The organism is Bacillus gobiensis (assembly GCF_001278705.1).
Taxonomy (GTDB): domain Bacteria; phylum Bacillota; class Bacilli; order Bacillales; family Bacillaceae; genus Bacillus; species Bacillus gobiensis.
The window spans coordinates 2,578,328-2,591,267 of record NZ_CP012600.1 but is presented as its reverse complement, the minus strand read 5'-3'; the positions used below and the strand labels follow the sequence as shown (position 1 = coordinate 2,591,267).

Sequence of the window (12,940 nt, the reverse complement as noted above, 5' to 3'; positions counted from 1 at the left end):
AGAATCGGAATTTTCGACCATGCATCCTTTGGTTCTTTTCGTTTATTATGTTTCGGTCATTATCCTGTCAATGGTTTTGCTGCATCCGACTTTTTTGCTTTGCTCCGTAATTCTCCTTATTTTGCTGAATGTAATGCACGGGATTGATCGGTCACTAAAAAAATTAATTGCGGGCTCGCTTATTCTTGCGTTTATAATTGCTGCAGCGAATCCATTATTATCTCACAGAGGCGCGACAATATTGTTTTATTTAAGAAATAATCCGATTACGCTTGAAGCCATCACGTATGGTTACACGTTAGGACTGTCTTTTTTGACGATTGCATTTGCATTTGCTTCTTATCATCACATTGTGACCAGCCACAAATTTCTCTATCTGTTTCAGAGAATATCTCCAAAAGCAGCCATCCTTATGATGATTACGATCCGTTTTGTGCCTTTGTTTTTTCAGCGTCTCAAGCAAATTACAATGGTGCAAAAAACAAAAGGAGTCGATGTCGCCGGGGGGTCTCTCCGTACTCGGGCGAAAAATGGGATGAAGCTTGTTACACTGCTACTCGTTTTTTCTTTGGAAGAGGCATTGCAGACAGCGGACAGCATGCAGGCGCGTGGATTTGGAGCAGCAAAAAGAACAACCTTCGAGCGATATCGTTTTACCATGAGGGATGGTTTGCTTATGTGCATGATTGGATTGGCATTATTAACCTGCCTGATTGGCTCTTTTTATGGATACGGCGTTCTTTCTATTTACCCGACAGTTGCCTCGCTCGGAATAAATGGGGTAGAAATCTTTATCCTAATCATATATCTTTTGCTTATTTCATTACCAATTCTCATCGAAGGAAGGGAGCGAGTTTGGTGGCGCATGCAGAAATCATAGACCTTTCATTTACTTACCCGGATGAGTCGGAAAAAGCATTGCGTTCTGTTTCCGTACGTCTTGAAGAAGGCGAGTTTGTCGTGGTTAGCGGACCGTCCGGCTGCGGCAAATCAACCCTTCTAAAGCATTTTAAACAAGAGGTGCTTCCTGTTGGCGATCGTGAGGGAAGCATTTTTTATCAAGGAATAGCGATTCATGAATTGGATAAAGTGACCTCTGCCCGTGAAATCGGGATGGTTTTTCAAAATCCGGAAAATCAGATCGTGATGGAAACAGTGATTCAAGAAATTGCTTTTTCGCTTGAAAACATCGGATTTCCTTCAGAAGACATAAAGAAAAAAATTGCTGAGCTTGTACGTTTTCTAGGGATTGAATATATGCTTCATCAGTCGGTACATACCTTGTCCGGCGGCCAAAAACAGCTCGTTAATTTAGCGTCGGTTCTCGCATTGCAGCCCAAGCTTTTGCTGTTGGATGAACCGACAGCCCAGTTAGACCCAGTGGCAGCAAAGGAATTTTTGGAGTTATTGAAACGAATTCATGAGGAGCTCGGCGTGACGATCGTTGTTGTCGAGCATTGTCTCGATGAGCTTCTTCCTTTGGCAGAACGGCTTATCTTTATGGAAAAAGGAACGATTCTTTACAACGATTCCCCCAGAAGTGTCATCGTTGATTTATGGAAAGATGCAGCGTATCGTTCCTACATCCCAGATATTCCAAGGCTATTTCTGGAAAGTGAAAGCAATACTGTTCCTTTTTCTGTGAAAGAAGGTATGAAACACATAAATGATCGTTTGCCGCTTCATGGTTCCACTGAAAAAAAGCAGCATCATGAGGGAAAGCCACTCATAAAAGGAACAGGCCTCACTTTTCGATATGAAAGGACGAGCGAAACGGTGCTCTCTCAACTTGATATAGCCGTTCACTCAGGGGACTGCATGGCTCTGGTTGGTGCGAACGGGTCGGGAAAGTCGACGCTTCTCACTATTCTTGCGGGGTTACATAAACCTAGAAAAGGGAAGGTTGTTTTTCAAAATCAGCGGATTGAAAAATGGACGCAGAAAAAAAGATATATGAAAATTGGTTACGTCAGCCAGCAGCCTGCTTATCATTTTACGTATGATGAGGTTGAACTGGAGCTGTATGAACGATGCCGGCAGTTCGCTGAACTAAACCCGAAGCCATTGGCTGATAAGCTAATGGACGATTTTCAATTAGGCCATATCAAACATCGTCATCCATTGGATATAAGCGAAGGGGAAAAACAGATTTTCGCCATCATTCTTGCTCTCCTTTCTCAGCCTGAACTGCTTTTGCTAGATGAACCGACAAAGGGGCTCGATCCAGAAAAGAAGGAACAGCTTGGTTGCCTATTTCAAAAGCTTCAGCATGAAGGAGCTGCCATCATGCTTGCCACGCATGATATCGAGTTTGCTGCAAAGTATGCGAATCGTTGTGCTATGCTGTTTGATGGTGAAATTGTGTCGGAAAACGATCCTGCTGGATTTTTTTCAAGTAATTATTTTTATACGACAGGCGTGAACAGACTTGTTCGTAAAAAACAACCCTATGCTTTAACGTGGGAGGACGTGAACATGTTATGTCAAAACGATCAAACATTGCGAATGTAGCGGCTGTCTCATTTTTTGTTTTGATGCTGGCAGGAATGACTTGGATGTCTGACAGACACTATATGTGGTTTAGCTTTCTAATGCTCGCAGCGGTCATGCTTCCGTTATATATTCGTTTTGAAAAACGGGCATTTACTTCCCGGGAAATTGTTTTGCTCGCCGTGCTCGCTGTCATTGCCGCAGTAAGTCGCATCCCCTTTACACCTTTACCTGGCGTGCAGCCCGTTTCATTTGTCATAATCATGACGGCAATCGTTTTTGGAAAAGAATCAGGCTTTATGGTTGGCGCTACAGCAGCCGTCGTATCGAATTTCTTTCTCGGGCAAGGCCCTTGGACCCCATGGCAAATGTTCGCATGGGGAATGGTTGGTTTTACAGCAGGACTATTAAAAGATACACGATTGATGAAAAAAATATGGGGACAGCTTATTTTTGGCTTCATTGCTGCATTTTTGTTTGGCTGGATTATGAATCTTTGGTTTGTGGTCGGATTCTTGAGTGAGCTGAATCTGGAATCTGTGATTGCCGCTTATGCAGCAAGCTTTCCTTTTGATTTTGCCCATGCCCTTTCCAATGTCTTTTTTATCGCCGTTATGGGAAAGCAGTGGAAGAAAATTTTGGAACGATTCAAACGGAAGTATGGCTTGCTTAAAGTGTCTTGATCCTTCCCTTTGTATCCGACAAAAAAGGAAGAGCGGTCTAATAACTACCAACATAATCAAGAAGATCTTTGTAAAAATTAATACCGACAGCGCAAAATCATGAAGGAAGTGATTGAAGTTGAATAATTTTCAATGGATCAATACTCTTTTAAATAGAGGAAATTCCAGAAAAAGAAACAATGGAATGATGCTGTGGGTGTCTGTGTTAGGATTAGTCAGTGCCGTATTTTTTGGCTTACGCGGCAGCCGTTCGGGTAATATGATGAGCCCTGTTCAAAATTTCTTTTCGAATCTAATGCAAAATAAAAATTTAATGCGAAAACCTGTTCCTGTGGCAAGTAAAACTGAGTTTTCAAACGAATTAACACCTAATAAAAAATAAATGAATTGTAATTACTTTTGCAGTGCTAGAAAACCTGGCACTGCTTTTTTAATGGACCATTTTAATAAATTCAGGAATGTCTTTTCTAAAAAAAGGAATAATACCTCAGAGGCAATATGGATACATTTTTTGCTAAAAGCTTTCTTAACGAAAATAGCGAAAATGGAGGAGGGTACATAATGAAACAGCCTATAGTAACTATCGTAGTTCCGTGCTACAACGAAGAGGAAGCTATAATACAAACATGCCGCCAGCTAAGTACTGAATTGAAATGCTTAATGGATGATAAATTCATCTCAGCTGAAAGTAAAATTTTGTTTGTCGATGATGGAAGCCAGGATCGTACGTGGTCACTGATTGTGATGGAAAGTGTAAAGAACAGCTATGTAACCGGCATAAAATTAATGAAAAATGCAGGACACCAAAAAGCTCTTTTAGCCGGACTGGAAAAAGCAAAAGGCAGCTCGGATTGTGTGATTTCAATAGATGCCGATCTTCAGGATGACGTGTCTGTTATTCGTGATTTTATCGAGAAATATAAAGAAGGGTACGAGATTGTCTACGGCGTCCGCCGCAGCCGCCAAACAGATACTTTTTTTAAGCGGACAACTGCTTTAGGCTATTATTCACTAATGAATAAGCTTGGGATTCAGTTAATTTATAATCATGCCGATTATCGTTTAATGAGCAAGCGTGCACTTGAAGAGCTCGGTCGCTATCGTGAAGCCAATCTGTTTTTGAGAGGAATTGTCCCTATGATCGGCCTGCGATCGACAAAGGTATTGTATGATCGAAAAGAGCGTGTGGCAGGAGAAACTAAATACCCTCTGAAAAAGATGCTGTCCTTTGCCTTTAAAGGGATTACATCATTTAGTGTGACACCGATCAGAAGTATCACATTGCTAGGAATTTTATTGTTTTTTTTAAGCGTTTCTGCAGGGATATACGCTTTGATTCAAAAACTTCTCGGGCACACAAACGTCGGCTGGACCTCTTTAATGATTTCGATTTGGTTTTTAGGCGGGTTGAATTTAATGGGGATTGGCATTATTGGCGAATATATCGGCACGATTTTTACGGAAGTGAAACGTCGCCCCCATTATGCGATAGACATTGATTTAGAAACCGAGCGATTGGGCCGTCTAAAGCGCCAGGAGAATGAGCAAGTACCGGAGAAAAAGTTTAGCTCATAAAGTTATAGGATAACTTTACAATACGAAACTTTGGGAGTAATATAATTTTCAGAATCAACCATCTTGATCGCTGAATCCGTGTGGAACGGGGGAACCAGAATTGTAACAAACATTTTGTTACTAGGGGTGAATCCTTCATGATGAAGGCAGGGTTACTTCTGTACCCGAACCCGACAGCTAACCTCGTAAGCGTTAAGGAGAGGATGTGAACTTGTGATCGGAGAATAAAACGACCACTGGGGAATCCTTTGTGGTCTTTTTTTTGTAAAATGTAATACTTCTGTGTTTGTTAACAAACAACTATAGAAAATGAATCAAGGAAGGGTTAAGATGAAGAAATTATTCGCCGTATTTGGTTTAGGACGCTTTGGATCAACCCTTGTTAAAGAGTTTTATGAAATGGGTATTGAAGTATTAGCTGTAGATAAAGATGAGACAAGAGTCAGTGAATATATGCAATTTGCCACACATGCAGTTTGTGCAAATGCAATCGATGAAACGGTTTTGCAAAAGCTGGGCGTTCGAAATGTTGATCTTGCGTTCGTTTCCTTTGGAGATGATATGCAATCAAGCATCTTGACTTCATTACTCTTGAAAGAAATAGGTGTGACTAAAGTTTGGGCAAAAGCACAGGATGAAAACCATTCAAAAGTTCTCGAGAAAATTGGTGTTGACAGAGTTATTCATCCGGAGCGTGATGTGGCTAAAAGAATAGCCCATCATATTGTGACCGATAAGATGATTGATTTTATTGAGCTATCTAAAGATTTCAGCATCGTGGAAATTATAGCAACAAAAAAGGTTGATCACCGTTCCTTGGAAGATCTAAACATACGGGCCAATTACGGATGTAATATTGTTGGAATTCAACGTGATGGGAAATTTATTGTTTCTCCTTCTGCTGAAGAAGCTATTTATAAGGACGACGTGTTAATTGTCATAGGAAACAATAAGGACATTGAACGATTTGAAAAAGAAGGAGTTTAAATGAATATAAAATACATTCGATTGAATCCCTCCCAGCTGCTGCTATTAGTGTTTTTGTTTTTTATTATACTAGGTACAATTTTATTAAAGCTACCGTTTGCAACAACCGAATCTGTCAGCTGGACCGATGCATTGTTCACTGCGACGTCAGCTATGACAGTCACGGGTCTCGCGGTTGTTGATACAGGTACCGCTTATACCCTCTTTGGCCAGCTGGTTATAGTCATGCTTATCCAAGTCGGCGGCTTGGGGATCATGTCTTTTGCAGTTCTCATTTTTATCATGCTGGGAAAGAAAATTGGTTTTAAAGAACGGCTGCTTATCCAGCAGGCTCTTAATCAAACCTCTCTCGGCGGGATTATTAAATTAGTGAAAAACTTATTTATCTTCTCATTATCTATAGAATTGATAGCCATGCTGCTGCTCGCTATCCGATGGGTTCCGGAATATGGCTGGGGAAAAGGGATGTATTATAGCTTTTTTCACTCAATATCTGCTTTTAACAATGCGGGATTTTCTTTATGGCCAGACAACTTAATGGGATATGTAGGAGATCCGTTAGTCAACCTCGTGATTTCTTCTCTGTTCATTTTAGGCGGAATAGGCTTTACTGTTTTAGTGGATGTGTGGTATAAACGAAGCTTTAAAAAATTAAGTCTGCATTCGAAACTAATGATTGTAGGTACACTGGTGCTTAATGTAATAGCCACTGTTATAGTTTTCTCAATGGAATACAATAACCCTGACACGCTTGGCCCTATGTCATTAGGCGATAAATTTTGGGGATCCTATTTTCAAGCGGTGACAACTCGAACAGCAGGGTTTAACAGTTTGGATATTGGCAGTTTACACGAAGCTACGATAACATTGATGCTGCTGTTTATGTTTGTCGGGGCAGGAAGCGCCTCAACCGGGGGCGGAATTAAACTTACTACATTTTTAGTGATTGTTTTATCCGTATTAACCTTTTTGCAAGGAAAAAAACAAATAACAGTCGGCAGAAGATCTATTAAAGATGAGGTCATTTTCCGTTCGCTTTCGATTTCGGCTATTAGCATTCTATTTATTTTCTTAGCTGTATTGCTATTAAACATTACCGAGCCAATCCCATTTTTGAAACTATTATTTGAAGTGATTTCAGCATTCGGTACGGTAGGGTTGTCCATGGGGATTACGGCCGACCTATCAAATATCGGCAAGATCATCATTGTGTTCATCATGTTCTTAGGTAAGCTGGGACCGCTAACCTTTGCTTTTTCATTAGCAAAGCCTGAGCAAGAAAAAATCCGTTATCCAAGCGAAGATGTTTTGACAGGGTGAAAAAGGATTTTTCACCCTGATTTATATGACCGTTTTTACACCAAATCCGATTAATATGGCTCCAGTACATTTTTGAAAGACGTTCTGAAATGAATCCTTTTTCAGCCACTTTTTCCAATGATCTAAGAGAGAAACCAAGATAAAAAACCATCCTGCTGCAATAATAGTAAGGATCAATCCTAATCCAATCAGTTGCAGGTTTGTGTTGCCATTAAGATCAATGAATTGAGGCATGAAGGTGATGTAGACAAGAACAGTTTTAGGGTTGAGAATATTACTGATGACACCTTGAAAATAGGATTCTTTGTAATGAGCGTTCGATGGCTTGTCAATCGAACTCTGACTTTCCGCATGAACAGCATCTAGTGAAAGTGTACGTTTCGTAAATAATGCTCTAACACCGAGATAGAATAAGTATGCGGCTCCTAAATACTTGATTATATTGAAAAGAAATATGGATTGGGCAATGACAACGGACAAACCGAGAATGGCAATAACCGTCCAAAATGTAAGACCAGTCACCATTCCTAGTATTGTATAACGCCCGGCCTTAGCTCCGTGGGTAAGGGTATTTTTTAAAATAATCACCGTATCTGTGCCGGGCAGCATTGACATCATAAGGGCAATTAGCATATAGGCAAGTAAGTTATCCATCTTTCTCCTCCTCTTTTTTAACCTTGCTATAAAAACTTTCACTACCTCAGCAGAGAAAAGCTTCCGGTTAAACGATTAACTTTTTTCTTTTCTCCATAGATGTCAAGTCCGAAGTGTTGATAGTCTGTTTTTGCTTGATTCTGTAGTTTTGCTGTATACTCCTCATACGTTTTACAGCTCCTGCGCCGCATCTGAAAAATCAGTGACGAGCAGATCGGCGAACGGTTCTGACATTGTCTGATCCCTTAGTTCGCGAAGAAGGCTGCTTGTGGCTTTTAAAATTGGAACCGGTGTTTTTACAATTCTCAAATGATTTATTCCCGAGAGGTCTTCTACGCTGCTGCCCACCAACTCGGGCGCTAATTTCTCAAGTAATATACCTAAGATGGCTGCTGTGTTGGCGTTCAATCCTAAAGGCAACATTTCATCAATCACAATGACGCATTTGGTTTCAAGCGGACTCATGAGGTTCCTCCTTCACTTTCGAAAATTCTCATATATTGTTTTGGTGTTAACCCAACAAGGCTCTTAAAGTTTTTTGTCAAATGGCTTTGATCGCTAAATCCTGTTAAAAACGCCACTTCAATCGGCTTATTTCCTTGCTCCAACATCTTTTTTGCATGATTGACCCGAATTGTTTCCAAATAGCTGTAAGGAGAGATTCCCATTTGTTTTGTGAACGATCTTAATAAATGATATTTGCTCCATCCAGTTAGGGCACTTAAATCATTCAACTTAATCGTTTTTGTATAGTTTTCCTCCAAATAGGCGCACACTGTTTTTATCTCATGAGAGGTTTCAGAAGCTTGCGGAACAATTGCTAGGTCAGAGTACGTTTGAATAAGATCTTCCAATAAGTGGTAAAACAATTCTTCTTTCTTAAATTCGTGATCTTCCTGTGTTATTTTTACATGCAGCTCTCGCAAATTGGATACAAGTTCGCTGCGGTACAATACGTTTTGTTTGAAGCTGGGAAGGTTATCTTCACCATTAATTTGTAGCATCACCTTTTTCATAACCTCCGGCGTAACATTGATGCAGCGATAATCCAACGTTTTGCCGTCTATTCGTGCACAGCTGTGAGTATCATACGGATTGAACAATAATAAATCACCCGGATTAATAATGTATTCCTCGCCTTTGCAAGCTAAAAAGCGCTGCCCTTCTTCAATAAAACCGATCACATAATATTCATGAAAGTGAGCAGGGAACTTCTGCATGATTCCTTTAAATCGATAAGCCTCGATGTCTAAATCAGAATCTAGATAAATGGTACGAACTTCATTTAACATCCAGCTATCCTCCTAATCGTCAATGGCAATTTTAAAAATATCATAATATCAAAACCTATTCTTGTATGATATTGCGCTTTTAGATAAAAATCTTAACTAAGAAAAAACAGCACCCATTCGGATGCTGTGGTCATGACAAGCATAAGCTGTTTTATGTGCAGTTAACAACAAAATGGCATTTCACCGATACAGTTAAATATCCTTCAATTCCTTCACCGGATTTGGCGCTTTTCTTCCGTGCACGACTTCAATCGTATTTTTAGCGGCTTGCTTAAACATATTGAGCCTGACGATTTCTGTTGCAGATCCGATGTGGGGGGCGAGTGTAACGTTTTCCAATTGTAAGAGCGGATTATCCTCGTTAATCGGCTCTTTTTGAAAGACGTCAAGTCCGGCTCCAGCAATCGTACCGTTTGTCAGGGCTTCTATAAGGGCATCTTCATCTACGGTATTTCCTCTTGAAACGTTGATAAAATGTGCGGTGGATTTCATTTTCTTAAATTCTTCTTTACCGATCATATGATAGGTTTCGTCGGTTAGCGGCGTGATCATCAATACAAAATCCGAGCTTGCGAGCAGGTCATCGAGGGATTGATAAGAGACCCCGTAAGTTTTTTCTGCTTCAGGCTTCCGATTTCGATTATGGTAGATCACCTCCATGTCAAACCCGAACTTTGCACGCTTGGCAACCGCTTCGCCGATCCGTCCCATACCGATGATTCCCAGCGTTTGATGATGTACATCCGATCCGAAGATTTCCTTTGCATCTTTTTCATGCCACTTCCCTTTTCGTATGTATCGATCGAGCTCGCTGATGCGGCGTGCTGAAGAAAGGATCAACGCAAAAGCAAGATCAGCGACTGTATCGTCAAGTGTAAAAGGAGTATGAGTGCCGATAATATTTCGTTTTGCCATCTCATCAATATCGAAGTTATCGTAGCCGACGGAGTAATTGCTGACGACCTTCAGGCGGGGAGCATGCTCTAAAAGCTCTTTGTTAATCGATATTCCTGAAGTGATTAAGCCTTCAGCCTCTTTCACATTTTCGTAAAGAGCCTCTTTAGAGATCGGTTCTTTTCCTTCCCACATTCCCAATGTGCAGCTTTCTTCAATCAGCTCTTGAACCTCTTTTGGCACAGTTTTTGTAAGGTAAACATATGGTTTCATAGAGAATCTCCTTTTTGCTTTTATTATAAAAAAGAAAGGATTTGAAAAAAAGCGGGATGCGTTACATTAAACTCTACCCAAGATCCTCTGCAAATCGTTTCGTCAGCTTTTCCTTATGACTCGCAATGACTTCCTCCAGAGAAACGCCATAGATATCTGCGAGAAGGGTGATATTGCCGATCACGTCACCCATTTCTTCAATCAGCTCCTGCTTTAATTTCTCCTTCGGCTGTTCAACTTCGTCGGGTCTGTCTCTTCCAATCTCATAAGCTCTTACGGCTCTTGCTACTTCTCCAACCTCTTCCATCAAAAAACCAGTCCGAATAAAAGGACCGTACTTCGTCCAGCCTCTCTGTTTATAGAATGAGAGAATCCATTTTTCTGCGTCTGTTATTTGCAAGATTGCAACACCCTTTTGCTATGTTTTACTATCCATCATACATCAATAAACGATTTTTTCAACGACCAGGATGAGCTGGGAAATTTCCCGTCCAGTGGGAAAAAAAACAGACAATGAGTAAACTCCCTACTCACCGTAGAATTGTTGTAACCGATTTCATGTGGTGATATAAATAGAATTGAAAACAGGAATAGGAGGAATAAATGATGACAAAATCTTTTTCAGTAGTAATTGCAGGCGGTGGCAGCACGTTTACTCCTGGTATCGTTCTTATGCTTTTGGACAATCTTGACCAGTTTCCGATTCGCAAACTGAAATTATATGATAATGATAAAGAAAGGCAGGACAAAATCGCAGGAGCATGTGAGATTTTTATCCACGAAAAGGCGCCGGAAATCGAGTTTTTAGCAACTGACGATCCAGAGCAGGCTTTCACAGACGTTGACTTTGTCATGGCGCATATCCGTGTTGGAAAATACGCAATGAGGGAATTGGATGAAAAAATCCCGTTGAAATATGGTGTTGTCGGCCAGGAAACGTGCGGACCGGGCGGAATCGCTTATGGAATGCGGTCCATTGGCGGAGTTCTAGAGATCATCGACTATATGGAAAAATATTCACCAGATGCATGGATGTTAAATTACTCAAATCCAGCGGCCATTGTTGCAGAAGCAACCCGCCGCTTACGTCCTGATTCAAAGGTTCTGAACATATGTGACATGCCTGTCGGTATAGAGGATCGTATGGCTGAAATCGCTGGCCTTTCCTCCAGAAAAGAAATGAAGGTCCGGTATTACGGCTTGAACCATTTTGGCTGGTGGACGGAAATTCAAGACAGTGAAGGAAATGACTTAATGCCTGTGTTAAAAAAACATATTAAAGAATTTGGTTATACACCTAATGCAAATCATCATCCAACGGAAAAAAGCTGGAATGATACATTTACGAAGGCACGTGATGTGTATGCGACAGATCCTGACGTTCTTCCAAACACATATTTGCAATACTATTTCTTCCCGCAGCAAATGGCGAAGAAGTCCAACCCGGATTTTACAAGAGCGAATGAAGTGATGGCCGGGCGGGAAGCGTTTATTTTCTCGCAATGCCAGAAAATTGTTGAAGAAGGCAGCAGCAAAAACAGTGAGATTGAAATTGATGACCACGCTTCCTACATCGTCGATCTTGCAAGAGCGATTGCTTATAATACCGGCGAAAGAATGCTGCTGATTGTTGAAAATAACGGTGCGATCGAAAACTTTGATTCGACGGCAATGGTTGAAATTCCATGCATCGTCGGCAGTAACGGACCTGAGCCTTTGGCGGTCGGAAAAATCCCTCAGTTCCAGAAAGGATTAATGGAACAGCAGGTTTCAGTTGAAAAGCTGGTCGTTGAAGCTTGGGTAGAAAAATCTTCCCAAAAGCTCTGGCAGGCGATCATTCTGTCGAAAACGGTGCCTGGAGCTGATGTGGCAAAAGCGATTTTAGAAGATCTAATAGAAGCCAATAGAGAGTATTGGCCGCAGCTGGAAGAGAAACCTTTGCAGCCAATCATCTAACTACTTCTGTTTTATTCCCTCCCTTATGTATAATAGAATTATAGGGGAGGGAATAGGCAGTGCAATTAGAACAGCTTATTAATAAGCACTACAACAAGTTAAATGAAAACGATTTCTATGTTTTAAAATACATTTTGAACCATAAAAAGGAATGCTATCAAGACAGCATTACGGAACTTGCAAAAAAGTGCAATGTTTCAAGGTCATCGATTCTTCGTTTGGCTCAGAAGCTGGATTTTAGCGGATACAGTGAATTTCGTATTTTTTTAAAATGGGAGGACAAGCCTGTCGAAGTTCATAATCACTATTTTGAAAGTTTAATGAGTGATATTGAATCCAATATCAAAGCTTTACGAAATACAGATATGGAAGGAATTTGCCGTCTAATTAAAGATGCGGATCGAATTTTTGTCTACGGATCAGGAACTGCTCAAACGAATTGCGCGAAAGAGCTTCAACGATCCTTTGTTTCAGAGCGGAAATACTTATCAATTATTCAAGATAAAATTGAATTTGATACGATGTTTCCTGATTTCAAGCCGGAAGACTTACTTATTATTATTTCTCTATCTGGAGAAACGCCGGAGCTAATCCCTCAAGCAAAACTTCTTTCGATTAGAGGGATCCCGTTTGTATCGATTACAAATTTAAAAAATAATTTGCTTGCTCAATTAACTCCGTACAATTTATATGCAACGAGTAAAACCGTTAAAGTTGAGAATGATAGAGAGCTTACTGCTTTTGTTCCGTTTTTTTTAGTTGGAGAGGCTTTGTTCAGAAACTATGTCGATTATGTTCATGGGAAAAAATAATTAA

At 40.5% G+C, this 12,940-nt stretch carries 15 protein-coding genes and 1 riboswitch; of the genes, 9 read left to right on the top strand and 6 right to left on the bottom strand.

Annotated elements, in window-relative coordinates:
• Nucleotides 1-19 precede the first annotated feature (19 nt).
• The 7 genes from AM592_RS13050 to AM592_RS13020 all read left to right on the top strand — a co-directional run bounded on the left by AM592_RS13050 (nucleotide 20) and on the right by AM592_RS13020 (nucleotide 7,055).
• Entirely contained in the window at nucleotides 20-880 is an 861-nt protein-coding gene (locus AM592_RS13050; protein WP_053606111.1) for an energy-coupling factor transporter transmembrane component T, read from the top strand.
• Entirely contained in the window at nucleotides 856-2,511 is a 1,656-nt protein-coding gene (locus AM592_RS13045; RefSeq protein ID WP_053604186.1) for an ABC transporter ATP-binding protein, read from the top strand. Before AM592_RS13050 ends, AM592_RS13045 begins: the two co-directional genes overlap by 25 nt.
• Nucleotides 2,481-3,173: an ECF transporter S component gene (locus AM592_RS13040; protein ID WP_053604185.1), complete on the top strand. Its 693-nt coding sequence runs from the start codon at nucleotides 2,481-2,483 to the stop codon at nucleotides 3,171-3,173. Before AM592_RS13045 ends, AM592_RS13040 begins: the two co-directional genes overlap by 31 nt.
• Nucleotides 3,174-3,291: 118 nt before the next feature.
• Entirely contained in the window at nucleotides 3,292-3,555 is a 264-nt protein-coding gene (locus AM592_RS13035; protein WP_053604184.1) for a hypothetical protein, read from the top strand.
• Nucleotides 3,556-3,734: 179 nt separating this feature from the next.
• Nucleotides 3,735-4,748, top strand: coding sequence for a glycosyltransferase family 2 protein (locus tag AM592_RS13030; RefSeq protein WP_053604183.1), 1,014 nt, complete (start codon nucleotides 3,735-3,737; stop codon nucleotides 4,746-4,748).
• A 58-nt stretch (nucleotides 4,749-4,806) separates the two neighbouring features.
• Nucleotides 4,807-4,955, top strand: a riboswitch (cyclic di-AMP (ydaO/yuaA leader).
• A 123-nt stretch (nucleotides 4,956-5,078) separates the two neighbouring features.
• The gene (locus tag AM592_RS13025; RefSeq protein WP_053604182.1) at nucleotides 5,079-5,735 is read left to right on the top strand and encodes a potassium channel family protein; all 657 of its coding nucleotides are present in this window, start codon (nucleotides 5,079-5,081) and stop codon (nucleotides 5,733-5,735) included.
• Complete coding sequence (locus tag AM592_RS13020) at nucleotides 5,736-7,055, top strand: TrkH family potassium uptake protein (protein ID WP_053604181.1); 1,320 nt, start codon at nucleotides 5,736-5,738, stop codon at nucleotides 7,053-7,055.
• 21 nt (nucleotides 7,056-7,076) lie between these two features.
• On the opposite strand, the gene AM592_RS13015 is transcribed toward AM592_RS13020, so the two are convergent.
• The 6 genes from AM592_RS13015 to AM592_RS12995 all read right to left on the bottom strand — a co-directional run bounded on the left by AM592_RS13015 (nucleotide 7,077) and on the right by AM592_RS12995 (nucleotide 10,568).
• Nucleotides 7,077-7,709 carry a LysE family transporter gene (locus AM592_RS13015; protein WP_053604180.1) on the bottom strand — a complete coding sequence of 211 codons (633 nt, stop codon included), beginning with the start codon at nucleotides 7,707-7,709 and terminating at the stop codon, nucleotides 7,077-7,079.
• 41 nt (nucleotides 7,710-7,750) lie between these two features.
• On the bottom strand, nucleotides 7,751-7,900 hold the full coding sequence (locus tag AM592_RS25000) for a DUF2000 family protein (protein WP_264080128.1): 150 nt from the start codon (nucleotides 7,898-7,900) through the stop codon (nucleotides 7,751-7,753).
• A complete protein-coding gene (locus tag AM592_RS13010; protein ID WP_245212881.1) occupies nucleotides 7,881-8,174 on the bottom strand; it encodes a DUF2000 domain-containing protein in 294 nt (97 codons plus the stop codon). The genes AM592_RS25000 and AM592_RS13010 overlap by 20 nt, the downstream gene beginning before the upstream one ends.
• Nucleotides 8,171-9,001, bottom strand: coding sequence for an AraC family ligand binding domain-containing protein (locus AM592_RS13005; RefSeq protein ID WP_053604179.1), 831 nt, complete (start codon nucleotides 8,999-9,001; stop codon nucleotides 8,171-8,173). The genes AM592_RS13010 and AM592_RS13005 overlap by 4 nt, the downstream gene beginning before the upstream one ends.
• 192 nt (nucleotides 9,002-9,193) lie before the next feature.
• Nucleotides 9,194-10,168, bottom strand: coding sequence for a 2-hydroxyacid dehydrogenase (locus AM592_RS13000; RefSeq protein ID WP_053604178.1), 975 nt, complete (start codon nucleotides 10,166-10,168; stop codon nucleotides 9,194-9,196).
• 73 nt (nucleotides 10,169-10,241) lie between these two features.
• On the bottom strand, nucleotides 10,242-10,568 hold the full coding sequence (locus AM592_RS12995) for a MazG nucleotide pyrophosphohydrolase domain-containing protein (RefSeq protein WP_053604177.1): 327 nt from the start codon (nucleotides 10,566-10,568) through the stop codon (nucleotides 10,242-10,244).
• A 203-nt stretch (nucleotides 10,569-10,771) separates the two neighbouring features.
• Between AM592_RS12995 and glvA the strand changes: the two genes are divergently transcribed.
• On the top strand, nucleotides 10,772-12,124 hold the full coding sequence (glvA, locus tag AM592_RS12990) for a maltose-6'-phosphate glucosidase (protein WP_053604176.1): 1,353 nt from the start codon (nucleotides 10,772-10,774) through the stop codon (nucleotides 12,122-12,124).
• A 59-nt stretch (nucleotides 12,125-12,183) separates the two neighbouring features.
• Nucleotides 12,184-12,936, top strand: a complete 753-nt coding sequence (locus AM592_RS12985) for a MurR/RpiR family transcriptional regulator (RefSeq protein ID WP_053604175.1) — start codon at nucleotides 12,184-12,186, stop codon at nucleotides 12,934-12,936.
• The last annotated feature ends 4 nt before the right edge of the window (nucleotides 12,937-12,940 follow it).

What these genes read in the sequence shown, in the direction of transcription:
- AM592_RS13010 (WP_245212881.1), bottom strand. Translation starts at nt 8,174, where the DNA reads ATGAGTCCGCTTGAAACCAAATGCGTCATTGTGATTGATGAAATGTTG.
- AM592_RS13005 (WP_053604179.1), bottom strand. Translation starts at nt 9,001, where the DNA reads ATGTTAAATGAAGTTCGTACCATTTATCTAGATTCTGATTTAGACATC.
- AM592_RS13025 (WP_053604182.1), top strand. Translation starts at nt 5,079, where the DNA reads ATGAAGAAATTATTCGCCGTATTTGGTTTAGGACGCTTTGGATCAACC.
- glvA (WP_053604176.1), top strand. Translation starts at nt 10,772, where the DNA reads ATGATGACAAAATCTTTTTCAGTAGTAATTGCAGGCGGTGGCAGCACG.
- AM592_RS13000 (WP_053604178.1), bottom strand. Translation starts at nt 10,168, where the DNA reads ATGAAACCATATGTTTACCTTACAAAAACTGTGCCAAAAGAGGTTCAA.
- AM592_RS13050 (WP_053606111.1), top strand. Translation starts at nt 20, where the DNA reads ATGCATCCTTTGGTTCTTTTCGTTTATTATGTTTCGGTCATTATCCTG.
- AM592_RS13020 (WP_053604181.1), top strand. Translation starts at nt 5,736, where the DNA reads ATGAATATAAAATACATTCGATTGAATCCCTCCCAGCTGCTGCTATTA.
- AM592_RS13030 (WP_053604183.1), top strand. Translation starts at nt 3,735, where the DNA reads ATGAAACAGCCTATAGTAACTATCGTAGTTCCGTGCTACAACGAAGAG.
- AM592_RS13040 (WP_053604185.1), top strand. Translation starts at nt 2,481, where the DNA reads ATGTCAAAACGATCAAACATTGCGAATGTAGCGGCTGTCTCATTTTTT.
- AM592_RS25000 (WP_264080128.1), bottom strand. Translation starts at nt 7,900, where the DNA reads ATGCGGCGCAGGAGCTGTAAAACGTATGAGGAGTATACAGCAAAACTA.
- AM592_RS13015 (WP_053604180.1), bottom strand. Translation starts at nt 7,709, where the DNA reads ATGGATAACTTACTTGCCTATATGCTAATTGCCCTTATGATGTCAATG.